Origin of the sequence: Desulfonatronovibrio magnus (assembly GCF_000934755.1) — a bacterium.
Classification (GTDB): Bacteria; Desulfobacterota; Desulfovibrionia; order Desulfovibrionales; family Desulfonatronovibrionaceae; genus Desulfonatronovibrio; species Desulfonatronovibrio magnus.
This window is the reverse complement of the sequence record NZ_KN882175.1, coordinates 68,328-93,075: the sequence shown is the minus strand read 5'-3', so window position 1 is coordinate 93,075 and position 24,748 is coordinate 68,328. Positions and strand designations below refer to the sequence as shown.

Below are 24,748 nucleotides of genomic sequence, written 5' to 3'. Positions count from 1 at the left end.
CATGTTATTCATACCTTGATCGAATCCAGTTCCAGGCATCTCCAAGATCCTGCGCTGCAATAATTGGGAAGTTCTGATCCTGCCGAAGATAATACCATTTGTCTTTATTGTAGACAGCATTGTAATGTGAGAGGGCTTTCTTTCCATGTCCGGTTAATACAAGTATTCCACTTTTGAAACCGGCATTATATCCCATATCAATGTCTGAAACTTTATCTCCGATGATTATTGACTGTTCACAGTCTAACTTATGTTTTTCTGCCAGGGCAGTCCACATGCCAGTCTCAGGTTTGCGACATGGACAATTATCGTCCGGCCTGTGAGGACAGTAAGTGGAACCAGTCAGCTCTATTCCATATTGTTTAAGTAAGTTCAATAACTGGTTATGTACCTCGAAGTACTGGAATTCTGTAAAGTATTGCCTCCCGATGCCACTTTGGTTGGTGACAAGAAAAATCTTCAGGCCATGCTCAACCATGGATCTCAAAATCTGCAGAGCGCCCGGGATGAAGGATATTTTCTCCGGACTGCACAGGTAATGTTTATCTTCAATGATGGTTCCATCCCGATCCAGAAAGATGTTTGTGATTTGCAAGTAAAGTCTCCTTGAGGTAAGTGTATTGATCACCGTTCTGAGCGTGTTTTTTATCACTGCAGCGACACTTTTTTTAAGCTGGAAGGGGGCTGGCTCTTTTGTCGCCGGATAGTCCGCCTGTTTTACCGTTTGAGGTCGGCAAAAGTGCCTGTCCCCGGTGGCCGGGGCGATAATTTGCGCAAAGTGTCGCTGTAGTGTTATAATAAAACAAAAATGTAGTCCAGAGCTGCTATGGCGGGAATGACCAGGAAATGGAAAACAAAATTAAGCTGAAAAGCCTCTTATCTTTATGCTTGCCACTATTAAATCTTGCTGCTAATATAAAATTCTTATGTGGGAGCTGATAATAGCCTTCTCCCTGGCGGTGATTATTTCAGCATTTTGTTCCATAGCTGAAGCCGCATTGTACTCCGTACCCTGGAGCTACATTGAGAGACTTAAAAAGGAAAAGCGCAAAGCTGGATTTGTGCTCTATAATCTACGTTCAAAAGTAGACCAGCCCATTGCCGCCATCCTCACTCTTAACACCATTGCCAATACGGCAGGTGCGGCAGTCGCCGGTGCAGCAGCGGCTCATGTCTTCGGTGCTCAAAATCTTGTTTATTTTACAATAGTCTTTACTCTTACAATACTTATTTTTTCAGAAATCATTCCCAAAACTCTTGGAGTGATCTACAATCGCAAAATTGCAATTCTCATTGCCGAGCCGCTCAGATTTCTCGTCTGGTTCCTTGCTCCAATTATATATATATGCAGAAAGATTATTTCCCTGATTGAGAAAAGGAAGCACTCTCCAGGAGCCTCGGAAGAAGATTTGCTGGCCATGATCAGCATGACCAGAAAGTCCGGCAACATAAAGCCTTACGAGGAGATGTCCATCCAGAATATTCTTTCGTTAGACAAAAAAATGGTCAAGGATATCATGACACCAAGGATGGTTATTTTTTCCCTCCCGGCGCATATGACTGTTTCTGAAGCAAGAAAGCACAAGACTGTCTGGCCACATAGCCGGATACCAGTATATGAAAACAATGATCCTGAAGAAATTGTTGGAGTCGTCTACAGAAGAGAAGTTCTTGAAGCCCTGGCTAATGATCAGAATAATGTCAGGCTGGAAAGTTTGATGCGTCCGGCAAATTTTGTGGTTGAAATCATGAACCTGGAGCGTTTGCTGATAAAGTTTCTTGAATCACGACTGCATTTATTTATTGTGATTGATGAGTACGGTGGTATTGCCGGTCTGGTCACTCTTGAGGATGTACTTGAAGAAATTTTGGGCAAGGAAATAGTTGACGAGACCGATGAAGTGGTGGATATGCGAGAACTGGCCAGACAGCGCAGACGACAGCTAATCGACAAAAGGCAACAATAAAATACTATTTGTGTCGAAAATTAACTATTGAATATTGGGCTATTTGTGATTAGTATAACTATCTGTTGATCATTTAGTGGTCAGTTCAGTCAGAAGTCAGGTGCACCATCGCTAACCTGATATATAGTGCAGATTTTTGCAATGATATTATTAGTGAGGTATCTTTATGACTCGCAAAAAAAGCCCCAAAATGATGTATCTTGTGGCCTTCTGTCTGATTTTTTCAGGTGTAGGCTATTTGATAGTTACCAGTATCAGTCAGAACAGCACCTATTTCCTTGAAGTATCTGAGGCATTGGCCATGGATGTGGACAGGCTTGATCGAGCAAGACTTTTCGGCATGGTGGGCCAGGCTGATCTCGAGCGTGATGCTGACGCACTGGGAGTGACTTTCAACTTGCATGATAAAGAGGATGCCCGTCAGATTATAAGGGTCAGATACACCGGAGCAATCCCGGATCTTTTTGCTCCGGGTGTTGAGGTTATTGTTGAAGGAGGCATAAACTCCGGAGAGAATATGTTTATGGCTTCTACCCTTATGACCAAGTGTGCTTCAAAGTATGAAGCAGATGGCGGTTATCAGGCTGGAGAGCATCCGGACAGTGTCCCTTATTAGTTAGATTTTGTTTGCTTTAATGTTGTTAATAGATACAGAGCTTTCATCTTATAATTAATGATATTGTTTCAAAAAGGATGGAGTTTATTCCATCCTTTTTTTATTTATTATATACTGTTTGGTATTTTTTTTAAGTAACTAAATCCAAATGAGTAGCTAAATCAGATAGTTAGAGTTTGCACTTTTTTACGTTTTTTGCTTATGATTGATGCACATTAGCCAGAAAAGTTCCGTCAAGGATGGGAACTTTGCGCCTGACACAGCTTCCTGCCCGGAGGCTTACAGCCCGGAGGGGGACTGTCCCTCGCTGAGTAAATTGTTTCAGTAAAGCAAATCTTTACAAGGAACCAATGCAGCATCAATCTTTTTTATAGTATCTTGCGGGGACTGTCCCAATTTTTAGATATGGGGCTGATCTTCAATGTGGAGGGGGCTTCCAGCCGCCTGGAATTAAATTGCCTGCATGATGCAGGCTCCACTTTAAAGACAGCTACTCACAGCTTCGGTCCCGGGCAGCTCAGCTAACACGATTGATACTTAACACTGCAATCATGTTAATTTTTTCTTTAACAAATAATAAATAACAATTAACTGATAACTTTTAACTCTCAAGTGATTGTCTGCAGGAAATAACATGCAATATATCGGTTTTTTTATTTTACTCATATCTTTGTTGATATACGTTGTCATGGGGCTGTTTTTTTTCTGGGAAGCACTACGCACTAATGAAAAAGATCGCTTGCGGTCTCTGGCCTGGATGGAGAAGAGTCACATAGCGGCCTTTATGATTATTACTCTGGCCTCGCTCATTCTTTTGCAGGCCTTCTGGCTACGCGATTATTCATTTTCCTATGTATTTCGTCATTCTGATGATTTTCTGCCCATGGTATACAGAGTGTCAGCCTTTTGGGCCGGTCAGGCCGGATCAATGCTATTTTGGCTTTGGATAATGGCTCTGATGGGATTTATATGGATATATTCCCCTGTTTACAAAAGCTTACCAGAACGTACCAAGGGCTATTTCTGGGGTTTTTTCTTTATGATTCAAGCCTTTTTCCTATTGATGCTCACTGGACCCAGCAACCCTTTTGAAATTTTAGACCCGGTTCCCATGTCCGGTCGCGGGTTAAATCCTCTTTTACAAAATGTGGGCATGATTTTTCATCCTCCAATGACATTTCTGGGATATGCTGGTTTTACCATTCCAGCCTGTCTGGCTCTGGCTGGATGGGTAACTGGAGATCAACGTTCATGGCTTTTTCAAAGCCGAAACTGGGTTCTATTTGCCTGGGTCATGCTGACCGGAGGAGGCATTTTGCTTGGTGGCTGGTGGGCATATATGGAGCTTGGATGGGGAGGATACTGGGCATGGGATCCAGTTGAAAATGCCTCACTTATTCCCTGGCTGGTCAGCACAGCTTTTTTGCATACAGCAATGATAGGCAAGCAACGCAATACTTTGCACCGTTCCAATCTGATCTTGATCTGCATGAGCCTTATCACATGTTTTTTTGCTACTTTTCTGGTAAGAAGCAATGTAATTGACTCTTTGCATACCTTTGGCGGAACCGGTGTGGGTGTCCCGCTGGTGTCTCTTATTGGCGTGAGCCTGATTTTTACATTTTTTGTAGCACTAACAGGAAAAAGCGACAAGAGTGCGGTTGATGATTTCTGGAGCAAACAGGGATTGATGATTGTCACAACATGGCTGCTGCTTGCACTGGCAGTAATTGTTGCCATGGGTACCATGTGGCCTGTTATATCCAGGATCTGGACCGACAGCCCCATAGGCTTAGGTCCGGATTTCTACAACAGGGTATGCCTGCCTGTATTTACTTTAATGGCGATTATCCTATGTATCTGTCCCTGGTATAACTGGAAAAGCGGAGTTAAGGATAAAAACAGCTTGATCATCGTCGGGATAGTCTTTGTGTGTACGATGATTGGTCTGTGGATCGGTGGAATACGAGTAATCATGCCGGTAGTAGCCGCTGCTGCAGGTGTAGCCGGAATGCTTTCTGCTTTTATGTATATTATTCTGACTCCTCAGGTCAGAAAAAGAAGAGTTGGATGGAATGTTTATTTGCTTCACCTCGGTGTGGCCATGATTGTCTTTGGGGTTGCTTTTTCCGGACCTTTTCAGGACAGCAGAGAATTTGTAATTCCCAAAGGGGAACGAGTGACCATGCAGAACTACGAGTTTCACTATATTGAATTTGAAGAGATACTGTCTCCGGGGTTAGCCATCTATGAGGCCCGCCTTGTTGCTTACAAAGATGGCAGGGAAATTGGCATGCTCACCCCTCAACGCAAACTTTTTCACAACTTTGATTCACCTTACGCTGAGGTGTCGGTTATACCTACTCTTGGCAATGAGCTGTACTCAACCATCCTTGCTTTCAATCAGGAAAAAACCATTACAGTAAAAATAAATATAACACCTCTGGTGAACTGGATATGGATTGGAAGTATAATTGTCTGTGTAGCCGGTTTATTAATTATGAGCAGAGTAAGGGTGCGTAAGGTTCAGGAGATGGAGTCAGCTTAGAAAAACCTTCATCATGGGGGCAGGATCAAACCTGCGATAAGCCGCCTCCACATTGAAGAACTTTCACTTTTCTGGAAATTGGGACAGTCCCCGCGAGGTACTATAAAACAGATTGATGCTGCATTGGTTCCTGGAAGAAATTGGGTTTAATGATAAAATATACACAGCGAGGGACAGACCTTGTGCCAAGCGCAAAGTTCCCATCTTTGACGGAACTTTTAAGGCAAATGTGCATGAATCATAAGCAAAAATCGTAAAAACATGAAAACTGTAACCATCTGATTTTATTATCAAAACGATTGTAGTTACCTGTAAGCACCTCACCCGGGCGGCCCGGGACCGAACCTGTGAGTAACTTATACCCCTCGTTCCCAGGCTCCAGCCTGGGGACGTCTTGTTCTTGCGGCTCCAGCCGCTTCTTTGAAATGTGGCTTAAGCCACAAAAAAAGAGGTAATAGCCTTAACACGAGATTGCTTCGCTTCGCTCGCAACAAGGATTGCCGCGCTCGAAGACTCGCTCGCAATGACACCTGAGATGTCAGGGAAGTGGTTGCTGAAAACCTGTCACCCACAAGTGAGCCTAAGCGACCGAAGCAATCTGTAAGGTAAAACCATAATGCTCTGAATTTATTGCTAATTTGGCTTTAGTTACTTAGAAGCTCCTCACCCGGGCGGCCCGGGACCGAACCTGTGAGTAACTTTACGAGTCTGTCACTTTTCTGGAAATTGGGACAGTCCCCGCAAGGTACTATAATAAAGCATGATACTGCATTGGTTCCTGGAAAAAATTTGCTTAAATGAAAAAATTTACACAGCGAGGGACAGTCCCTGTGCCAGGCGCAAAGCTCTCATCTTTGACGGAACTTTTCTGGTAATTGAGAATCAATCATATGTAAAAATCTTAAAATTGTGAAAACTATAACCGTCTGATTTTGTTGATAATTTGGTTTTAGTTACTTAGAAGTAAAAATTTTAAAAAACTTGAAAATGTAACCATCTGATTTTGCTTATATAAGATTTAAGTTGCTTAAAATCGGCAGTCACTAATGAATGCTTTCAGCTCTCAAAAACATTTCCTGCTAAAGTTGATCAAGATTACTCATTTCTTTGATCTGCGGCTGGTATTTAAAAATGTTAGTTTGACAGTCATGCCTGGAACTGTAACCCTGATTGCCGGGCCTAATGGCGCTGGCAAGACTACACTCATGAATATTATTTCAGGCTTGATTGCACCATCAGACGGAGTGGTGGAATATAATATTGACAGAGAGCAGGTAGCCTATCTCGGGCATAGTACCTTCATATATCCCCAGTTAACTGCTCTGGATAATCTGAAATTCTGGGCAAGGTTATATTATCGGGAGGCCCACGAAAAAAAGTTGACCAGCTTTCTGGATCAGGTTGGTCTGAAAGCTTTTGCTTATGAAAAGGCTGGTACTTTTTCCAGGGGTATGGCCCAGAGACTTACTCTGGCCAGGGTACTCATGATTGAACCCCAGCTGATGCTGTTGGATGAACCAGGGACAGGGCTGGACATAAATTCCAGAGAAATGTTGCGTCGTGAAATAACTGCCTGTTCTCAAAAAGGTGCAGCAGTGGTCTGGGTCAGTCATACTTTGGATGAAGATCTTGAAATGACGGATCAGGTAATATTTCTGGATAATAAACAAGCGGCCTTTTCCGGTTTAACCCGGGATTATGTCGACCAACAGCAGGATAATTGATGTGGGTGCTGGTTTTCTAAGCATTGTTTTCAAAGATTTAAAGCTCTTTTTTGCTGATGTTTCAGGTCTTATCCAGCCTGTTTTATTGGGCCTTATACTGGTATTTGTTTTCAGCCTGTCCACACCAGTGGGAGAGGAAGTTTCTGCTCAGGCTGCGGCATCAATTTTCTGGCTGGCAACAAGCTTTGCTCTTATTCTGGTATTTAATAGCGTCTACTCTCTCGAAGAGACCAACCAGGCCAGAATCGGGCTGCTGCTCTCGCCTGTGCCTTTGCAAACCATCTGGTTCAGCAAGGCTTTAACAGGATTGATCCTTCTTCTAATTTGTCAGGTATTTTTTTTTCCAGCTATAATTGTATTTCTGGGACAAGAAAATATTGAATCCTTTCTTTTGGTTGTGGGAGTCATTTTGCTGGTGGATTGGGGGCTTGTGGCTATAGGCTCCCTTCTCGGAGCTGTTTCTCAGGGGAGTTCTGCCAGGGAATCTCTTTTAAGCGTGGTTATTTTTCCTTTGCTTGTGCCATTATTGCTGGCGGGTATCAAGCTTGGCTCATATTTTCTTGGAGACAGCTCGGTTCAGGATATAAATGCCTGGGCTGGAATAGCTTTTGCCTTTGCAGGGATTTTTACAGGTGCGGCAATAATTCTTTTTCCTTTTGTGTTTCGTGAGTACTAAGGTTGTACGTGTTAAGTTTTAAGTTTTAAGATTTAAGATTGAAGGCTTGGGGATTGGATAGCCAGTGCCAGTGCCATGTTCAAAGGTTTAAACTATTATTTAACTTTTAAATCTAAATATCATTTAACACTCATTTAATGGTGTTTAATTATAAAATATGTCCAATAACTTAAAATCAGTCAATCTGACCGCATATCTTGCTATTGCAGGAGCTTTGGGTCTTTGTGTGGCCCAATACTTTATCTGGATATACGCTCCCTTAGAAGCCACTATGGGTATTTTGCAGAAGATTTTTTATATTCACTTACCCATGGCCTGGTGGGGACTTATTAGTTTTTTTATTGTTTTTTGTGCCAGCATTGGCTTTCTCATTACCAGAAAACAGGTATTGGACAATCTGGCTCAGTCATCTGCTGAGATTGGGCTTTTATTTGCTACGCTTGCACTGGCAACTGGTTCTATCTGGGCCAGATCAGCCTGGAATACCTGGTGGACATGGGATCCAAGATTATCCACAACCTTGGTGATGTGGTTTATATATGCAGGATACTTAGTGCTGCGTCAGGCCATGGATAATCCGGTCAAGATGAGAGCTGTATCTGCGGTGTTGGGAATTGTGGCTTTTTTAAATGTTCCTCTGGTGTTTCTTTCAGCCAGGATGTGGAGAAGCATTCATCCTGCTGTTTTTGGATCCAGTGGAGGAGGGCTTGAGCCTGAAATGCTGACTACTGTATTTGTATGTCTTGGAGCCTGGGGGTTTTTGACGGCTGCTGTGATTATCTTCAGAACAACTCAACTCCAGTGCAGGGACAGGCTCAGAAATCTTTCAGTATTCGTATCTTATTAGCCATTAAAGGACGGGTAATATAATGACATATTTAATTTTAAGCAACATTGTTGTCTGGTTAGGGATCGGCGGATATATAAGTTATCTGGCCATAGTCCAGAAAAGGCTTGAACAAAAAGTCAGGCAACTGGAGTTGAGAGTAAATGAGTAATACTTTGATTTCACCAAGTGCAATGCAGAAAAGTGTTGCTATAATGGCCGTGGTCTGTTTGATAGCCATTTTTTTATCTTCTCTTATGGGCAGGGTAAAAGATCCAAGCATTACCGTTGTAACATCCGGCGCTCAAAGGACTCAGGAGCAGGCAATGATGGCGGAAATAAGCGGACTTATGGCTGAGGTAGACCGTAATCCTGATAATGTACCTGCCATGATAGAACTGGCGCACCTGTTCATGCTCATGGATGCCTGGGAACGTTCATATGCCTTCTGGAACAGGATTCTTGCCATAGAGCCTGAGAATGAGCTGGCATTAAATCAGGCTGGTTTTACACTTTTTCAACTGGAGCGCTTTACAGAAGCTGAAGAACGTTTTCAGGCCCTTCTGGACCTTGATCCCGACAATTATCGCAGCCACTATAATCTTGGCATAATGTACAAATACTATCTTGACGATCAGGAGAAGGCTGAACATCATTTTCACAGGATCCTTGAGATAGCTCCTGAAGATCCTGAGTTGATACAACGAATTCAGCATGAGCTTGATAATCCTGTTGTTGAAACTGAATAGCACTGTAGCGACACTTGGGCTTAAAAAATGCCAATAAACTCTTCCTGAATCTGAGTGTATATGTTTGACAGGCAGTAGAGCTTAGGAGTAACATTATTAAATTGTGCATGAAACAAATCAAAAATATGTAATTATTATCCATTTTTGATTTTCTATTTTCCAAAAGTTAGCTCAATGGTGGATAATAGCTAATGCGGGTCATGCCCGCTACCCAGTTATCTGTCATTTGTTAATTGTTTCAGGGTAAGGCAGTAAATTCAGGCTTTTATTCTTCAACAAATAACAATTAACCATTAACGGGAGCATTACGCATTTCTGAAAACTATAAATTCGAGCTGTATGTCTTAGCTATTTTGGACTTAAAACCCGATTGTGACGGCTTGGCACGGGGACTGTCCCTGGCTTCGGGACTGTCCCCAATTGACTTTTCAGAAATGCGTAATGCTCCCACCATTAACTGATAACAATTTCTTGTCTTTAATGACAGGGTTTCAAGAGTAAGTAACTGAATTTTTTACTGAACAAGCATGACATATAAGGAAGGAGGATGATAATGGATAAAATATGGGGTCATGGTTTGACCTTTGATGATGTGTTGCTCATGCCTGCCTACTCAGAGGTTTTGCCGGACCAGGTAGATCTTTCCACCATCCTCACACCATCAATTTCTTTGAATATTCCCTTGCTCAGTGCGGCCATGGATACTGTTACAGAGGCTCGCATGGCCATTTCGATGGCCAGAGCGGGAGGAGTTGGAGTCATTCATAAAAACATGACAATCGAAAAACAGAGAATTGAGGTGGAAAAAGTCAAGAAATCAGAAAGCGGAATGATAGTTGATCCGGTTACTGTAAAGCCTGACGATAGTGTAGAAAGTGTTATCACTTTTATGTCTGAGTATAGAATTTCAGGACTTCCTGTAGTAGATAAGGGTCAGCTTGTGGGGATAGTCACCAACAGGGATGTCAGGTTTGTTCATGACATGTCTACCAGGGTCAAGGATGTCATGACCAGCCGAAACCTCGTAACTGTGCCTATGGGTACAACCCTGAACGAGGCCAAACAGATACTTCAGAAAAACAAGATTGAAAAGCTCCTGGTTGTTGATGAAGGTAAAGCTCTTAAAGGGCTCATCACCATTAAAGACATTGAAAAGATCAAAAAATATCCCAACGCCTGCAAGGATGATATGGGACGGTTGCGGGTAGGAGCAGCTGTTGGAGTCGGCATGGATCAGGCAGAAAGGGTTGAAGCGCTCTTAAGGGCCGGAGCTGACTTTATCGTATTGGATTCAGCCCATGGACACTCTAAAAATATTATCAATTCTGTCAGTGGTTTAAAATCAACTTTTCCGGATTGTCAGTTGATTGCCGGCAATGTGGCAACATATGAAGGTGCTAAGGCGCTTGTGGATGCCGGGGCTGATACAGTCAAAGTAGGTATAGGTCCAGGCTCAATCTGTACAACAAGAATTGTAGCTGGTGTGGGTGTGCCCCAGATTACTGCTATTATTGAGGCATCTAAGGCCTGTCGTGAAAAGGACAGGTGCGTAATTGCCGATGGTGGTGTAAAATTTTCCGGAGATGTGGTCAAAGCCATAGTGGCAGGTGCAGATTCAGTAATGATGGGCAGTATGTTAGCAGGTACTGAAGAGAGTCCAGGTGAGACTATTCTTTATCAGGGCCGAACATACAAAATATACAGGGGCATGGGTTCTATAGATGCCATGATGGATGGCAGCAGCGATCGTTATTTTCAGGACAAGACCAACAAGCTGGTTCCTGAGGGTATTGTCGGCCGGGTACCTTTCAAAGGTCAGGCAGGTGAAACAATTTACCAGCTCATAGGAGGGTTGCGCTCCGGCATGGGGTATGTGGGCTGTGCCAATATCAGAGAGCTTCAGGCCAAGGCTCAGTTTTTGCGCATGACTGCTGCGGGCTATAAAGAGAGCCATGTTCACGATGTTATCATAACCAAAGAAGCACCCAATTACAGGATTGAAAACTACTAAACTCGCAGGATAACGGTATGCAGGTCCAAAATAAAGTTATCATTATTGATTTCGGTTCACAATATACTCAGCTCATAGCCAGAAGAATCAGAGAGGCTGGTGTTTATTCGGAAATTCATCCCTGTACTGTTTCAATGGATGAACTTAAGGCTCTCGAGCCTTCAGCTCTGGTTCTTTCAGGAGGACCGGCAAGTGTTGGCTCCACTGATTCCCCCGGGATTGATGATGCCATTTTTGCCATGAACCTTCCAATACTGGGAATTTGTTACGGGATGCAGTTGATAGCTTATAAGTTTTCCGGCAAGGTTGAGCCGTCAACAAATCGGGAGTATGGCCGCTCCACTCTTGAATTTTCAGAAGATTGTCTTTTGTGGGATAGCTTAAGCCAGAAAAAGACATTAACAGTATGGATGTCTCATGGGGACACTGTTCTCTCCCCACCACCCGGGTTTAAAGTTCTTGCCAGAACTGACGGTGTGGACATTGCTGCCATGGGTAATGTGGACAGAAAGATTTACGCTGTCCAGTTTCATCCAGAGGTGGCTCATACCGAAGATGGTTTCAAAATACTGCATAATTTTTTATTCAAAGTTGCGGGCTTAAAACCGGACTGGTCCATGTCGTCATTCATTGAAGACGCTATACAGAATATGAGTAAAGCCATAGGTGATGAGCACGTTGTCTGCGGACTCAGCGGCGGTATAGATTCTACAGTAGTTGCTGTTCTTCTTCATAAAGCCATTGGCAAAAGGCTGCATTGCATCCTTGTGGACAACGGAGTGCTGAGGCATGGTGAAGGCCAGGAGGTTGTGGAGACTTTACGAGAACATTTTGACCTTAACCTTAAATACGTTCAGGCTCAGGAGCGTTTTCTTTCCCGTCTTGAAGGAGTTGTTGATCCTGAGGAAAAAAGAAAAATCATCGGTCATACCTTTATTGAAGTCTTTGATGAAGAAGCCAGGTCCATCCCAGGGGTAAGGTGGCTGGCTCAGGGTACATTATATCCGGATGTTATAGAAAGCGTATCTTTTAAAGGACCCTCAGCTGTAATCAAAAGCCATCATAACGTGGGTGGCCTGCCGGAAAAAATGAATCTGAAGCTTGTTGAACCTCTTCGCGAACTGTTTAAGGATGAAGCGCGCAAAGTTGCCGTTGAGCTTGGCATACCGGATGTCATTGTCTGGAGACATCCTTTTCCGGGGCCTGGGCTGGCCATAAGAATCATAGGCGAAATTACGGCCGAAAGACTTGATATTCTCAGGCAGGCAGATCGTATTGTGCAAGCCGAGCTGCAAACATCCGACTGGTACAGGAAAGTCTGGCAGGGCTTTGCAGTACTTTTGCCCCTTAAGACTGTAGGAGTTATGGGTGACGAAAGAACCTACGAAAATGTCGTTGCCTTAAGAATTGTGGACAGCGTTGATGCCATGACTGCTGACTGGAGCAGGGTTCCTTCCGAGATACTTGCCAGGATGTCCAACCGGATCATTAATGAGGTTCGGGGTGTAAACAGAGTAGTTTTTGATATTTCTTCCAAACCGCCAAGTACAATAGAATGGGAATAAGCATATGTTTGGAATAGGCACTACTGAACTTGTAGTCATCCTTGTTGTGGCGCTGCTTGTCCTTGGACCCAAGAAGCTTCCGGAAATAGCCAAGTCCTTAGGCAAAACTCTGGCAGAGTTCAAAAGGGTTTCCACAGATGTCAAAAGAACCATAGAAATGGAAGTGGACCGAGACGAAGAGGAGCAGGCTAAAAAACGTATCAAACGTGAAATGGCTCAAAAATCAGGCCATTACAGTAAGCCGTCTCAACCCCAGGAAACTTACCCTGATGTAGATGCAGACAATGGTGCTTCACACAACCAAAATGAACCACAGAAAAAAGATACTGCCAGCCAATGAGTTCTGAACAAACTGAACAAACCGCAGAAAATGGTCATGATGCTGCCGAAGGCATGACTTTTACAGAGCATCTTGAAGAGCTGAGAAAAAGGCTTTTTCGATCTCTTATAGCTGCTTTTATCGGCTTTCTTGCCTGTTATGGTTTTAAAGAGGATCTTTTTGACATCCTTATGAAGCCTCTTATAGAGGTACTTCCTCCAGACAGCACCATGATTTTCACATCATTGCCTGAAGCCTTTTTTACCTACCTGAAAGTGGCTTTTGTGGCTGGTGTATTTCTGGCAAGCCCGTATATTTTTTATCAGATCTGGAGATTTGTAGGTCCTGGACTATACGATACTGAAAAGAAATTTATTATACCCATTTCATTTTTTTCTGCCTTATTCTTTATAACCGGTGCTCTTTTTGGGTACTTTATTGTTTTCCCCATTGGTTTTAATTTTTTCATGAATTTCGCAACTGAGATGATCCAGCCCATGCCATCATTGCGGGAGTATCTCAGTTTTTCCCTAAAACTTTTATTTGCTTTTGGAATAGCTTTTGAGCTTCCGCTTTTTATCTTTTTTCTTGCAAGGCTTGGTATTGTTTCATCCAAAGGCTTGCGCAAACAGAGAAAGTACGCCATATTACTGGCTTTTGTGGCCTCGGCTTTTTTGACACCTCCGGATATCATCAGCCAGGTACTTATGTCCGGTCCGCTGGTAATTTTATATGAGGTTGGCATTCTGGTAGCTTATATCTGGGGTAAAGAGAGAATAGAAAGAAAGGAGCGCAAGAAAAAGGCACGGCAGGAGAAGGATAAAGAAAAAGATGAGTAAGACGCACAGAACAGCAAAAATAGAGCGTGATACATCTGAGACCAGGATTTCCATTGATTTGAATCTCGATGGAAAAAGTATCAATAATTCTCTCCAGACAGGATTCGGCTTTGCTGATCACATGCTTGATCTCATGGCACATTGGGGTGACATTGAGTTGCAGGTAAGTTGTGATGGTGATATCTATATAGATGCACATCACAGTCTGGAGGACACAGCTATCTGTCTTGGTCAGGCCTTTTCCCGGGCTTTGGGTGATCGGTCAGGTATTGCCAGGGTTGGCTGGGCCAAAGTGCCTATGGACGAAGCCATGGCAGAGGCTGTTGTAGATTTTTCCGGCCGTCCATATCTCGTATATCAAGGCCATGAACTTCTTTCTGAAATAATTGCCGGCGAAGAAAAGGATCTCTGGAGGGAATTTTTTAAGTCTTTTGCATTTAGCGCAAAAATGAATATGCATATTATTTTTCATTATGGTTCAAACTCACACCACCTTTTAGAATCATCTTTCAAGGCATTGGGCCTGGCTGTCAGGCAGGCTAAAAGTCTGACAAGATCCGGTGTGCTCAGTACCAAGGGAATACTGGATTAAATTATGAAGAAATTTACTTTATTGATTATTTTAATGCTGGGTCTAATCCTTTCTTTTGCTTGTGCGCCCAAAAAAACAGATCATTTTCTGCCTGCTGAATCAGCAGTTGCTGTTGCTGGTTTTTCTCAGCCCATCCATCGCTGGCAAATGATAAACAACCATGTAGTCATAGGCGCAAAAAGATTTGATCCGGATATTTTCAAAATGCTGGACAGTGATCTGGGGGCATTACTTTCAGGCAATAACTATCATATTGTCGCGCCTTCAATAGTTCAGCAATGCGTCTCTGTTACTCCTCATGGAACTGACCCGGGAGATGCTTTTCATTATTGGGTAAGTGTAGCTCGTTGTGTCCCGGCTGATTTCATCCTGGTACCTTTTGTTTTTGAATGGCAGGAACGAGTTGGTGGTGACTGGGGAGTAGATGAGCCAGCCAGAGTGACCATTGAACTTAATCTTATTGATTTGTCTGAACTTAGACTGAGTCATTTCAAATTTGATGAGCGGCAGCAGTCATTAACGGAGAACCTTCTCGGTGCAGGGCGATTTTTCCAGAGAGGCGGGAAATGGATATCTGCCAGAGCCCTGGCTCGGGAAGGTCTTGAACAGGGAGTCAGGGAGTTGGGCTTATGATAATTTTTCCAGCCATTGATATTAAAGGTGGGCAATGTGTCAGGCTTCGTCAGGGGCTTGAAAATGAAGTAACTGTTTTTTCTCCTGATCCGGTAGCCATGGCCGAACACTGGGAACGCCTGGGAGCTCAGTGGTTGCATCTCGTGGATTTGGACGGGGCCTTTTCTGGTGAGCCGGTCAACAGGGAACTAATCAGATCCATTTGTGACCGGGTCCAGATTCCAGTGCAGCTTGGCGGGGGGATCAGAGATATATCCACTGCCAGGGCCTACCTTGATGCCGGGGTTGAACGATTGATTATCGGCACCATGGCCCTTGAGGACAAAAGTCTGTTTGCTGATATGTGTGTGGAGTTTCCTGGCAAAACAGGGGTTTCTCTTGATGCGCGCGACGGAAGGCTCAAATCACGCGGATGGGTGGCTGATACTGGCATGAAAGTGGAAGATGTGGTTCCTGTTCTGGAAAATTTTGGGGCCTCATTCTTTGTATATACAGACATATCAAGAGACGGCATGCAAAGCGGTGTTAATACTGATGCCATGGAGAAAATGCTTAGATTGACATCAAAACCGGTCATAGCTGCAGGCGGTGTTTCCGTGCTGGAAGATATTATGCAAATTTATCCTCTTGCTTCCATGGGACTTGAGGGAACCATTACTGGTCGAGCTATCTACAGCGGCAGCTTAGATTTTAAAACAGCTCTTGAGTGGGTTCAGCAGCAACAGTAATGTTTAATTCAAAAATGTCATTAAGTATCTGTTTAGCGCTTTGCATGTGGCATGGCTTCCTGCCCGGAGGCATACAGCCCGGAGGGGGACTGGCTCTTCCGGGACCCACTTGTCCCAAAAAATGAGAGATTTTAAGCACAAAATGATGTTCAAGTGGGTCCCGGAGTGCCTGTCCCCTGCTTTCCTTAAAAGCTCCTCACCTGGGCGGACCAGGACCGAACCTGCGAGTAACTTTAAGAATCTGTCACTTTTCTGGAAATTGGGACAGTCCCCGCGAGGTACTATAAAAAAGATTGATCCTGCATTGGTTCCTGGAAGAAATTTGCTTCAATGGAAAAATTTACACAGCGAGGGACAGTCCCTGTGCCAAGTGCAAAGTTCCCATCTTTGACGGAACTTTACTGGCAAATGTGCATCAATCATGAGCAAAAATCGTAAAAATGTGAAAATTGTAACCGTCTGATTTTATTATCAAAACGATTCCAGTTGCTTGTAAGCGCTAAGCAGATACGTCATTAATATCCTGACCAGTGTTTATTTTTTGGCCAGTCTTTGCTGCAGTCCCTTGATGAGGATGGGCCATGCAATGGTGGCATCTGAATATACCTCAGCATACTTGCCTCCCTGACTTCTGGGAATAAACTTGCCCCATGATATACCCTCCTGATAAGTGCATCCTGACAGCCCTCCCCAGTGGACAGGTTCAGGACATATTCTGACTCCATATTGAAATTTTTTAGATGGCAGATTGAGTTCCTCTATGCGTTGTCCTGAAATTTCCAGGAATGGTCCAACTTGTTGAGCCCAGTTTCTTGGAACACCACCGCCTATGGTGAATAGTCCTATCTTTTTGCTTTTGATAATTTTCCTGGTGTAACTAAACAGATCCAGGAATGGATTAAATGGGTAGGGTAAATTATCAGGGCATTTTTCTTCAAGAAGATCCAGGTTTTCCCGCATCATGTGGGTCGCGATGTCTAAGGCCAGTTCTGAATCAGTAAACGCTGGAATATAAACAGGAACTTTTTTTTGAAAGGCGCTCTTGAGGATTCCGGCTCCCTGTACATTCTCAGCAAGGTATTTTCCAATTTCTCGGCATATCTTTTCAGAACTCAACGGGCTATTACGGTCAATTTTCTGCATTACCTTGTGTATAATGTCCTCTGCCTGAATAAAGTTAATCTCAGGCTCCAAAGTATCATAAACTCGATTAAAGCCATGCTTGAAAAGTTCATTGTCATCCATGCTGTGCTGATCATATTTGTAATGCTTAAGACCGATGGATTCAATGAATCCATGAGCCATAAGAGCTCCTGTTGAGATTACTACGTTAATCCATCCTTGATTAATCATCTTGCAGATTATCGAGCCCATTTTAGCAACGGTCATGGCACCGGAAAAGGTGGCAACAACAAGACAGTCCGGGTCAGTCACCATTTCTTCCATGACATCAAGAGCCTCTCCAAGACTTCTGCCGTTAAATGAGGTTTTGGACATGGCTGTTAGAAGTTGGTCAAAATCATTAATCTTGTCAGGGTCTAATGATTCCAAAGGTTTTAAGCCAAGATCGTCGGGGTTCTGCAGAGTTTCAATGGACCTGATGTCTTTTTTCTTGCACATGTTATGTACCTGTTTTGATGTGTGATGTGTCTGCAAAAAGTAAATTTTGGCAGGCGGTTTTGAGTTTTAAGTTTTAAGATTTCAGTTTTAGGTTTTAAGTTTAAAGTTTAAAGTTTAAAGTTTTAAGTTTAAAGTTTAAAGTTTTAAGATTTAAGTTTAAAGTTAAGGTTTTAAGTTTAAAATCAAATAATTGTAAAACTCAAGCTGAGAATTTAAATTCAGTATTCGACTTTTTGCGTGCCCTCAAGAAAGATTATTGTTACTTATTAGAAAAATAAGCGCTTAAAATCCTTAATATGCACTTCACCGCAACTGATTCTGATACCACACTTCCAGCTACTGGCGCAACCTCGCAATAATCCATACCAACGAGTTTAGGACCAGGCCAGAGGTGCTTCCATAAATCCTGAATCCATTTATAATCTAGTCCTCCAGGTTCCGGAGTTCCGGTGCCAGGCATGATGGACGGATCAAGCCCATCGGCATCAAAAGTGATGTACACTGGTCTGTTCTCAATGAAATTACGGATTTGCCTCGCTGCCTGCTCAGGATCCGGCAGGTCCCATGGGAAGAAAGGCAGCATGCTTTTGGGATTGTTTTGAATAAGGCGCATCTCCTGGGCGTCCAGACTTCTTATGCCAATCTGAACCAGTCGCAGGTCATGCTCATGGCATCTGGCCATAACACAGGCATGAGAATAGTTGCTGCCTTCATATTCATCCTTAAGGTCTGCATGAGCATCAATCTGAATTACTGCAAGGTTGGGGTATTGCTGCGCATAGAACTTTATAATGGGCGAAGATATGGAATGCTCTCCGCCCAAGGTCAGAAAAAAATCCTGCGCACAATAGTTTTGTAGTAGCGAGGTCATTTCACTGCAGACTGCTTCCGGACCTGATACGTTGACTCTCTGGAAGGGCAGAGTATTGAAAGTACAGTACCTGGATATATCCACATCAAGTTCCGGATCATAGGTTTCAATGTGATAGCTGGCCTTTAGAATAGCCTCGGGCGCTAACCCGGTACCGTGACTGTAGCTGACTGTACCCTGGTAAGGCACTGGCCAGACATTAATGATATTGGGACCACAATCACGAGGATCAAGGTCCAGAAAATTATTGTACATGTTATTAGCTTTCTCGTATCATTTAACAGATATTCTCTAATCCGGGCTGTGCCCAAAACCCAATTTCAACAAGTATCTTTAAGTTGGAGCGAAAACCGTACTTTTCAGGCTGAAGGCTGAAGAATAAGTATCTTGGGCATTATTGCTCTTTCAAGGTTAAAAAAATATCTTGTTTTTTTTTACAGGATTGAAACAGTAAGTTATTAAAATGGGTAAACCCGTCTAAGGGCAAAGTCCTTAGACGGGCGTAATGAACAGACGTATCTGTGGGTGCTTAAATGAAGAAATCAACAAGGCAAATCTCACGTTTGCCTGTTTATCTTCAGGGCAGGAATACAGCAGCAGATATAGTTGTAGACCAAAGTCCTGCTACTCCGGTAGTAACACACGGTGCTGAAGCTGAATCTACAATTTGTCCGCTCATCATATATATTTGTCTGCGCTGATCATAATCTTTTTCAGGATCAAAATCGATACCAAGAGTAGTCGCCAGCATAGTGGAGGCAAGGTCTTCAGCAAAATCACCAATCTCGTTTTCATCAGCTCCAAAGGCTGTATGTTCTGAAATGTATCCGTATTGGCTTTTGGAAGCAGGAAATGCCATGCCTACAGCAGAACCTACAAGACGACCTTTTTCGTTTGTGGCATTTCTGGCCATTACACAGAAGGTAATCTGTCCTGGCAGAAGCTGTTTAACTCCTTCATCTAAGGACAACATCTGACAATTAGGAGGGAAAATGCTGGAAACATAAACCAGATTCTGCTTTTCAATGCCCGCGTCTCTCAGAGCAAGCTCAAAAGACTGAAGTTTATTTTTGTGACGTCCAATCCCCCGAGTGAAGAAAGCTCTTGAGGGAACAAAAGTATCCTGAAACATTTATTGAATCCTCCATAATAATTGTGTTTTACTATTTAGTATCGTTTTCTCTGTTATATTGCTTGCTGCAGAGTTAAGATGGTCTTTTTCCACGAAGCAATGGATTGCTTATGCCGTGGCTCTGGATTCTCTCTACCATCTGATCAGCATTGGCTGACGATGTTTCAAATTCAACAAGAACTCTATACCACGGCTCATTGCCTACAAAAGCGTCTGTTATGCTGGCAGTGAATCCATCCCGCATAAGACTTTGCTGCAGCTCGCTTGCCCGCTCAATGGTCTGAAATGATCCTACCTGATACGTGTATATAAAAGTTTCCACAGCTGGCTGGGGTTCTGCAGCTGGTGCAGGACGAGGTTCCGGCCTTGGTTCGGGTGCTGGCTGAACCGGAGTTTCCGGAGTGGTTCTGTCAGGTGTTCTGGCAGGAGTTCTGTCAATTATGGGTGCTGCCTGTGGAGCATCGCCTGCACGAAGCTGTTCCAGAAACTCGAGTTCTTCCGGTGTCAATATGCGCTCCACAGAACGTTGTGAACTGTCGGGCATTACCCGGGCGATTTCAGGGATCACATCTTCAGGATTATATCCGCGCCCGATAAAAACACCCAGAATAAACGACCAGACCATGGCCAGAATAATAAAAGCACCAAGAGACAGGGTTTTGGTAAAACCAAGCTCCAGTTTGAATTTGCTCTTGCTCTTGCTCCTGGTGGTTCTTTTTTTGCTGTTTCCTTTTGCCATAGTTAAGATAAAGCCATTATGTTACATTTTTTCCGGGGCATAAACTCCGAGAAGATTCAAACCGTTCCTGATTACTCTGGCCACTGCCTGAAACAGAGTCATTCTGGCCTGAATCAGTTCAGAACTTTCTGCCTTCAGGACTGAATGCACAGTATAGTATTTGTGCAGACATCCGGCAAGATCCATTAAATAGAACGATATATAGTGTGGACTCAAATTTGTAGCAGATGAAGATACTGTTTCGGGAAAATCGTGCAGTTTTTTTAGAAGCTCGATATCTTCAGGTGTATCAAGACCGTTAAGTACCAGGGTATCATCTGTCGGAGGTGTAATGCCCATCTCCTGGGCTTTAGCAAAAAGTGAACATATCCTGGCATGAGCGTATTGAACATAATAGACTGGATTGTCCATAGTTTTTCTCTTGACAACCTCCAGATCAAAATCAAGGTGGCTGTCGCTTTTACGACTGAGAAATATAAATCGGCACGCATCAATACCAACTTCCTGAATTACATCCTTCAAGGTCACGAACTTGCCGGCTCTTGTAGACATGGCTATCTGGTGACCTTCTCTTTGCAGATTAACCAGCTGGACCAGAATGACCTGCAGGCTGTTTTCAGTTTTCCCAAGAGCCTGGACGGCTGCTTTCATTCTGGGCACATAACCATGATGGTCGGCACCCCAAATATCCACTGCAAGTTCAAATCCTCGGTCAAACTTGTTCTGGTGATAGGCTATGTCTGAAGCAAAGTAGGTCAGGGAGCCATCAGATTTTTTCAAAACCCGATCTTTATCATCACCGAAATCAGTACTTTTAAACCATAGAGCATCATCTTTTTCATAAGCCAGGTCTTTGTCCTGAAGCCATTCAAGAGTATAAGAAACTTTGTCTTTCTGAATGAGGCTCAACTCGGAAAACCAGTGCTGATGCTCAACCCTGAAAAGATTCAAGTCTTCCTTGATACCGTTGAGAATTACGTCCATAGCCATTTTCCTGCAAATGGATATCCCATGATCAAGGTCCATGTCCAGGAGGGCACGTCCGTGCTCTTCAAAGACTTGACGCGCAGTTTCAATGAGGTATTCTCCCTGGTAGTGGTGCTCTTCAAGGGAGGCCTTGACCCCGCATAAATTCTGGTACCTGATCCAGGTGGATTCACCGAGGATATTCATCTGTATTCCAGCATCATTGAGATAATACTCAGTTGATACATCATAACCTGCAAAACGCATGATCCTGGTTAAAGAATCACCAACTGCTGCTCCGCGTCCATGTCCGATGTGCAGGGGGCCGGTAGGGTTGGCTGAAACATATTCAATCTGCACCTTTGCGCCTTTGCCAAAAGTTGATGCACCATACCTGTCTTTTTGTTCAGCAATGGTGTTGATAATTTCCAACCAGTAAAATTTTTTAAAAGTAAAGTTTAGAAATCCTGGCCCGGCAATTTCAATTTTTTCCAGTGGCGATTCCAGGTTAGAAAGAATTTCTTTGATTTCCTGGGCCAGTTGTCTCGGATTTTTTCCAGCCTCTTTACTGAGCATCATGGCCACATTGCAGGCCAGATCACCAAACTTGAGATCTCTTGGAGGCTCGATATTAGCCTTTTCAGGCCATGATAGACCAAGTTTGCTTATTGCAGCCTGAAGTAATTTCTTCAGTTGGATTTTGGCATACATTTATATGTCCCCCATTTTTGACTCATCCTGAAGAGAACCTATGTTCGAAGTATTAAAGTCTTTTTCTGGACTGAGGATTTGTGAAACCATTTTGGATAACACTCCTTTGGGGCCGAGCTCTACAAAGCTATTTATGCTAAAATCATAAAGGTTGTTGATGAGCTGTACAAATAATACAGGAGATATCATCTGCTTCTGCATAATCTTTTTTATTTCATGGGGATTATTTTCAGGTTTGGCAGTAGCATTAAAATAAACAGGAAAGTCTGGCTCCTTCCAGCTGACTTTTTCCATAAATTTTGATAATTCCACGGCTGCCTCCTGCATCATGGGACTGTGAAAAGCACCGCTGACAGGCAGTACAACCATCCTGCCGCTGCACTGCTTGACCTTTGGCTCTGCTGCCTTGATGGCATCCTTGTGCCCGCTGATGACAAACTGTTTCGGTGTATTAAAATTGGCCACCAGGATAGTTTTGCCGGTTTCATGGGCAATATCAGCTGCAATAGCCTTGGCTGTATCCTGATCTAACTTGAGAATAGCAGCCATGGCTCCATTGGAGTCTTTGCCGGCTTCAGACATTAGCTTGCCACGCAAAGAAACAAGTTTGAGGGTTGTGTCCAAATCAAGAACACCAGAAGCACAAAGGGCGCAAAACTCTCCAAGGCTGTGGCCGGCTGCTGCCTGGGGATTGAACTGGTTTTTCAGGTAAAACCACAAGTTAAGGTTGACCACAGTTAAAGCAGGTTGCAATGCTTGAGTTTGAGCCATGTCCTCAGGCTCACCATCCCAGAATATTTCTCTCAAGGAATGGCTGCAGATTTTTTCAGCCTTTTTCCATATCTCCATGTACTGGCTGTCTTTTTCAGCCAGATCGCGACCCATGCCTTTTTCCTGTGATCCCTGACCAGGAAAAAGAATTGCAAGGTTTTGATGTTTCAAGTAGTCCTCCACTGGGCATGTATTGAAAATTCAGGTAATGCGCTTTTAAGTTTCTTGATACAAGTAAATGAAATTGATGAACAATCTGCCAAATAATATTTTTCGTGTCCAATCAAATAACTTTTTAATTTAACCTTTTTCAGGTTGAAAGTCGAGAAGTTTTATTAGCCCAATAACCGCCCGGTCCAAGACGCCCTCACATCTTGATTTGCTTCGAGGGCGTCCGAGTATAGCGCCTTAAGCTTCTTACAAGTAACTATAATCGTTTTTCTAATGAAATCAGACGGTTATAATTTTCACAATTTTTATAATTTTTACATATGATTGATTCTCAATTTCCTGAAAAGTTCCATCAAAGATGGGAACCTTGCGCCTGGCACAGCTTCCTGCCCGGAGGCTTACAGCCCGGAGGGGGACTGTCCCTCGCTGTGTAAATTTTATCATTTAAGCAAATTTTTTCCAGGAACCAATGCAGCATCAGTCTTGTTTGTAGCACCTCGCGGGGACTGTCCCAATTTCCAAAAAAGTGACAGACTCTTAGAGTTACTCGCAGGTTCGGTCCCGGTCCGCCCGGGTGAGGAGCTTCTAAGTAACTACAATCATTTTGCTAATAAAATCGGATGTTTATAGCTTTACCTTAGGGGTTGCTTCGGTCGCTTAGGCTCCTTCGTGGGTGACAGGTTTTGAGCAACTACATACCTGACAGTTCAGGTGTCATTGCGAGCGAGTCTTCGAGCGCGGCAATCCCAAACGCGCTAAGGCTGTTTTTCTTGTTCCCAGGCTCCAGCCACATTTTGAAGAAGCGGCTGGAGCCGCAAGAGTAAGACGTCCCCAGGCTGGAGCCTGGGAACGAGGGGTATAAGTTACTCACAAGTTCGGTCCCGGTCCTCCCGGGTGAGGCGCTTTTAAGTTACACAAGATGCGAAATACGAATAGTGAATTTATGAACCAGAATGTGCTTGCTGACGTTGTGCAGCATTACGGATTCAACCTGAATCAGAATCAGATACAGAGCTTATTCTCATATCTGGATCTTCTAATGCAGTGGAATAAGGTGATGAACCTTGTAGGTCCTTATGAGTGGGGTAGAGTTCTTGAAGAGCTTGTTCTGGACAGTTTTTTTCTCTGGAAATTTATTGATGAAAATTATCAGATTGCAGAAGACGACAGGGTTCTGGATCTCGGAGCGGGTGCCGGTCTGCCCGGGATTCCTTTAAGAATAGTATGGAACAGTGGCAGATATTATCTTGTGGAGAGTAGAACCAGAAGGGCTGCCTTTATGAACAGAGCACTGGCAAGCGTCAGGCTCAATAACACACTTGTGCTGAATTGCAGATTTCAACAAATAGAAAAGAGCATCTTGCCTGCCAGGTTAATTATCAGCAGGGCCTTTATGCCCTGGTCTGAACTATTGCCTCAGACAAAAGAAATGCTGGCCAAAAAAGGAGGAATTATAATACTTTCTTCTGATAAGTACCGTGGGCAAAAATTAGACGATTTTGGACTTAAGTGTGAGCATGTTTACAAGGTAAAAGGAAAAAAACGTTATTTGTGGGGGCTGGAATTATAAATATTGCCAAGACCTGAGTGAGCAAAAATCAATTTAGTAGCTACTTCATCAGCTAAGTCACCCAGTTCCATGATTCTCTCCAAATAATCCAGAATTTCACCTCTTCTCTCTTCTGATGAGTGCTTAAAAATATCTTCCAACTCGCCTGATATAAGATGTTTTTCCAGCTCGTTGATAAACTTTTCATTAAACATATTTTATTCCTGGATTTGTAGCACTGCAACAACACTGTAGTGAAGCTTTAAAGTGCCTGGCTCTTTTGCTGCCGGATAGTCCGGCTGTTTTGCGGTTTAAGGTCGGCAAAAGTGCCTGTCCCCAATGGCCGAGGCAGTAATTTCCATAAAATGTCGCTGTAGTGGTAAGTTTAGCTTTTTGCATGTGGCTCGGCTGCTGACTTTGACGGG

24 protein-coding genes are annotated in these 24,748 nt (G+C 43.4%); 16 read left to right on the top strand and 8 right to left on the bottom strand.

Features of this window, described 5'->3' with window-relative positions:
- Positions 1 to 4: 4 nt before the first annotated feature.
- Positions 5 to 595: a D-glycero-alpha-D-manno-heptose-1,7-bisphosphate 7-phosphatase gene (locus LZ23_RS12405; RefSeq protein WP_045214654.1), complete on the bottom strand. Its 591-nt coding sequence runs from the start codon at positions 593 to 595 to the stop codon at positions 5 to 7.
- A 331-nt stretch (positions 596 to 926) separates the two neighbouring features.
- On the opposite strand from LZ23_RS12405, the gene LZ23_RS12400 reads away from it, so the two are divergent.
- The 15 genes from LZ23_RS12400 to hisA all read left to right on the top strand — a co-directional run bounded on the left by LZ23_RS12400 (position 927) and on the right by hisA (position 15,793).
- Positions 927 to 1,967 (top strand): hemolysin family protein, encoded by a 1,041-nt coding sequence (locus tag LZ23_RS12400; protein WP_045214652.1) that lies wholly within the window; start codon positions 927 to 929, stop codon positions 1,965 to 1,967.
- Positions 1,968 to 2,133: 166 nt separating this feature from the next.
- On the top strand, positions 2,134 to 2,583 hold the full coding sequence (locus LZ23_RS12395) for a cytochrome c maturation protein CcmE (protein ID WP_045214650.1): 450 nt from the start codon (positions 2,134 to 2,136) through the stop codon (positions 2,581 to 2,583).
- A 634-nt stretch (positions 2,584 to 3,217) separates the two neighbouring features.
- Positions 3,218 to 5,131 (top strand): heme lyase CcmF/NrfE family subunit, encoded by a 1,914-nt coding sequence (locus tag LZ23_RS12390; protein ID WP_045214648.1) that lies wholly within the window; start codon positions 3,218 to 3,220, stop codon positions 5,129 to 5,131.
- A 1,046-nt stretch (positions 5,132 to 6,177) separates the two neighbouring features.
- Positions 6,178 to 6,855 carry an ABC transporter ATP-binding protein gene (locus LZ23_RS12385; RefSeq protein WP_045214647.1) on the top strand — a complete coding sequence of 226 codons (678 nt, stop codon included), beginning with the start codon at positions 6,178 to 6,180 and terminating at the stop codon, positions 6,853 to 6,855.
- Positions 6,830 to 7,531 carry a heme exporter protein CcmB gene (locus LZ23_RS12380; RefSeq protein ID WP_045214645.1) on the top strand — a complete coding sequence of 234 codons (702 nt, stop codon included), beginning with the start codon at positions 6,830 to 6,832 and terminating at the stop codon, positions 7,529 to 7,531. Before LZ23_RS12385 ends, LZ23_RS12380 begins: the two co-directional genes overlap by 26 nt.
- A 157-nt stretch (positions 7,532 to 7,688) precedes the next feature.
- Positions 7,689 to 8,378 (top strand): cytochrome c biogenesis protein, encoded by a 690-nt coding sequence (locus LZ23_RS12375; RefSeq protein ID WP_045214643.1) that lies wholly within the window; start codon positions 7,689 to 7,691, stop codon positions 8,376 to 8,378.
- 22 nt (positions 8,379 to 8,400) lie between these two features.
- Positions 8,401 to 8,529, top strand: a complete 129-nt coding sequence (locus tag LZ23_RS23590; protein ID WP_084591049.1) for a CcmD family protein — start codon at positions 8,401 to 8,403, stop codon at positions 8,527 to 8,529.
- Positions 8,522 to 9,106, top strand: a complete 585-nt coding sequence (locus tag LZ23_RS12370) for a tetratricopeptide repeat protein (protein WP_045214641.1) — start codon at positions 8,522 to 8,524, stop codon at positions 9,104 to 9,106. The genes LZ23_RS23590 and LZ23_RS12370 overlap by 8 nt, the downstream gene beginning before the upstream one ends.
- A gap of 553 nt (positions 9,107 to 9,659) precedes the next feature.
- Positions 9,660 to 11,117 (top strand): IMP dehydrogenase, encoded by a 1,458-nt coding sequence (gene guaB, locus LZ23_RS12365; protein WP_045214640.1) that lies wholly within the window; start codon positions 9,660 to 9,662, stop codon positions 11,115 to 11,117.
- 17 nt (positions 11,118 to 11,134) lie between these two features.
- Positions 11,135 to 12,682: a glutamine-hydrolyzing GMP synthase gene (gene guaA / locus LZ23_RS12360; protein WP_045214638.1), complete on the top strand. Its 1,548-nt coding sequence runs from the start codon at positions 11,135 to 11,137 to the stop codon at positions 12,680 to 12,682.
- 4 nt (positions 12,683 to 12,686) lie between these two features.
- Positions 12,687 to 13,022 carry a Sec-independent protein translocase protein TatB gene (tatB, locus tag LZ23_RS12355; protein WP_045214637.1) on the top strand — a complete coding sequence of 112 codons (336 nt, stop codon included), beginning with the start codon at positions 12,687 to 12,689 and terminating at the stop codon, positions 13,020 to 13,022.
- Between the two features lie 53 nt (positions 13,023 to 13,075).
- Positions 13,076 to 13,840: a twin-arginine translocase subunit TatC gene (gene tatC, locus LZ23_RS12350; protein WP_045215417.1), complete on the top strand. Its 765-nt coding sequence runs from the start codon at positions 13,076 to 13,078 to the stop codon at positions 13,838 to 13,840.
- A complete protein-coding gene (hisB, locus tag LZ23_RS12345) occupies positions 13,833 to 14,432 on the top strand; it encodes an imidazoleglycerol-phosphate dehydratase HisB (protein WP_045214635.1) in 600 nt (199 codons plus the stop codon). The genes tatC and hisB overlap by 8 nt, the downstream gene beginning before the upstream one ends.
- A 3-nt stretch (positions 14,433 to 14,435) precedes the next feature.
- Positions 14,436 to 15,065 (top strand): hypothetical protein, encoded by a 630-nt coding sequence (locus tag LZ23_RS12340; RefSeq protein ID WP_045214633.1) that lies wholly within the window; start codon positions 14,436 to 14,438, stop codon positions 15,063 to 15,065.
- On the top strand, positions 15,062 to 15,793 hold the full coding sequence (gene hisA / locus LZ23_RS12335) for a 1-(5-phosphoribosyl)-5-[(5-phosphoribosylamino)methylideneamino]imidazole-4-carboxamide isomerase (protein ID WP_045214631.1): 732 nt from the start codon (positions 15,062 to 15,064) through the stop codon (positions 15,791 to 15,793). Before LZ23_RS12340 ends, hisA begins: the two co-directional genes overlap by 4 nt.
- Positions 15,794 to 16,327: 534 nt before the next feature.
- Here hisA and LZ23_RS12325 read toward each other — a convergent pair.
- From LZ23_RS12325 to fabD, 6 genes are all read right to left on the bottom strand, one after another.
- Entirely contained in the window at positions 16,328 to 17,413 is a 1,086-nt protein-coding gene (locus LZ23_RS12325; protein ID WP_045214628.1) for a deoxyhypusine synthase family protein, read from the bottom strand.
- 259 nt (positions 17,414 to 17,672) lie between these two features.
- Positions 17,673 to 18,539, bottom strand: coding sequence for an agmatinase (gene speB, locus LZ23_RS12320; RefSeq protein WP_045214626.1), 867 nt, complete (start codon positions 18,537 to 18,539; stop codon positions 17,673 to 17,675).
- Positions 18,540 to 18,861: 322 nt separating this feature from the next.
- On the bottom strand, positions 18,862 to 19,416 hold the full coding sequence (locus LZ23_RS12315; RefSeq protein WP_045214624.1) for a pyruvoyl-dependent arginine decarboxylase: 555 nt from the start codon (positions 19,414 to 19,416) through the stop codon (positions 18,862 to 18,864).
- Between the two features lie 73 nt (positions 19,417 to 19,489).
- Positions 19,490 to 20,155, bottom strand: coding sequence for an SPOR domain-containing protein (locus tag LZ23_RS12310; RefSeq protein ID WP_045214623.1), 666 nt, complete (start codon positions 20,153 to 20,155; stop codon positions 19,490 to 19,492).
- 21 nt (positions 20,156 to 20,176) lie between these two features.
- Positions 20,177 to 21,832, bottom strand: coding sequence for an arginine--tRNA ligase (gene argS / locus LZ23_RS12305; RefSeq protein WP_045214621.1), 1,656 nt, complete (start codon positions 21,830 to 21,832; stop codon positions 20,177 to 20,179).
- Positions 21,833 to 22,774 (bottom strand): ACP S-malonyltransferase, encoded by a 942-nt coding sequence (gene fabD, locus LZ23_RS12300; RefSeq protein ID WP_232300487.1) that lies wholly within the window; start codon positions 22,772 to 22,774, stop codon positions 21,833 to 21,835. It lies immediately after the preceding gene.
- Positions 22,775 to 23,717: 943 nt separating this feature from the next.
- Here fabD and rsmG point away from each other — a divergent pair.
- A complete protein-coding gene (gene rsmG, locus LZ23_RS12295; RefSeq protein WP_052507350.1) occupies positions 23,718 to 24,344 on the top strand; it encodes a 16S rRNA (guanine(527)-N(7))-methyltransferase RsmG in 627 nt (208 codons plus the stop codon).
- Here the strand turns inward: rsmG and LZ23_RS12290 are convergent.
- Positions 24,320 to 24,538: a hypothetical protein gene (locus tag LZ23_RS12290; protein WP_045214619.1), complete on the bottom strand. Its 219-nt coding sequence runs from the start codon at positions 24,536 to 24,538 to the stop codon at positions 24,320 to 24,322. The two genes, rsmG and LZ23_RS12290, sit on opposite strands and share 25 nt — an antisense overlap.
- Positions 24,539 to 24,748: the final 210 nt, after the last annotated feature.

Coding starts and splice junctions, on each gene's coding strand:
- guaB (WP_045214640.1), top strand. CDS start 9,660: ATGGATAAAATATGGGGTCATGGTTTGACCTTTGATGATGTGTTGCTC.
- LZ23_RS12400 (WP_045214652.1), top strand. CDS start 927: ATGTGGGAGCTGATAATAGCCTTCTCCCTGGCGGTGATTATTTCAGCA.
- LZ23_RS12340 (WP_045214633.1), top strand. CDS start 14,436: ATGAAGAAATTTACTTTATTGATTATTTTAATGCTGGGTCTAATCCTT.
- LZ23_RS12290 (WP_045214619.1), bottom strand. CDS start 24,538: ATGTTTAATGAAAAGTTTATCAACGAGCTGGAAAAACATCTTATATCA.
- tatC (WP_045215417.1), top strand. CDS start 13,076: ATGACTTTTACAGAGCATCTTGAAGAGCTGAGAAAAAGGCTTTTTCGA.
- speB (WP_045214626.1), bottom strand. CDS start 18,539: ATGTACAATAATTTTCTGGACCTTGATCCTCGTGATTGTGGTCCCAAT.
- guaA (WP_045214638.1), top strand. CDS start 11,135: ATGCAGGTCCAAAATAAAGTTATCATTATTGATTTCGGTTCACAATAT.
- LZ23_RS12315 (WP_045214624.1), bottom strand. CDS start 19,416: ATGTTTCAGGATACTTTTGTTCCCTCAAGAGCTTTCTTCACTCGGGGG.
- LZ23_RS12385 (WP_045214647.1), top strand. CDS start 6,178: ATGAATGCTTTCAGCTCTCAAAAACATTTCCTGCTAAAGTTGATCAAG.
- LZ23_RS23590 (WP_084591049.1), top strand. CDS start 8,401: ATGACATATTTAATTTTAAGCAACATTGTTGTCTGGTTAGGGATCGGC.
- LZ23_RS12325 (WP_045214628.1), bottom strand. CDS start 17,413: ATGTGCAAGAAAAAAGACATCAGGTCCATTGAAACTCTGCAGAACCCC.
- LZ23_RS12380 (WP_045214645.1), top strand. CDS start 6,830: ATGTCGACCAACAGCAGGATAATTGATGTGGGTGCTGGTTTTCTAAGC.
- rsmG (WP_052507350.1), top strand. CDS start 23,718: ATGAACCAGAATGTGCTTGCTGACGTTGTGCAGCATTACGGATTCAAC.
- hisB (WP_045214635.1), top strand. CDS start 13,833: ATGAGTAAGACGCACAGAACAGCAAAAATAGAGCGTGATACATCTGAG.
- LZ23_RS12395 (WP_045214650.1), top strand. CDS start 2,134: ATGACTCGCAAAAAAAGCCCCAAAATGATGTATCTTGTGGCCTTCTGT.
- LZ23_RS12390 (WP_045214648.1), top strand. CDS start 3,218: ATGCAATATATCGGTTTTTTTATTTTACTCATATCTTTGTTGATATAC.
- argS (WP_045214621.1), bottom strand. CDS start 21,832: ATGTATGCCAAAATCCAACTGAAGAAATTACTTCAGGCTGCAATAAGC.
- LZ23_RS12310 (WP_045214623.1), bottom strand. CDS start 20,155: ATGGCAAAAGGAAACAGCAAAAAAAGAACCACCAGGAGCAAGAGCAAG.
- LZ23_RS12375 (WP_045214643.1), top strand. CDS start 7,689: ATGTCCAATAACTTAAAATCAGTCAATCTGACCGCATATCTTGCTATT.
- tatB (WP_045214637.1), top strand. CDS start 12,687: ATGTTTGGAATAGGCACTACTGAACTTGTAGTCATCCTTGTTGTGGCG.
- LZ23_RS12370 (WP_045214641.1), top strand. CDS start 8,522: ATGAGTAATACTTTGATTTCACCAAGTGCAATGCAGAAAAGTGTTGCT.
- hisA (WP_045214631.1), top strand. CDS start 15,062: ATGATAATTTTTCCAGCCATTGATATTAAAGGTGGGCAATGTGTCAGG.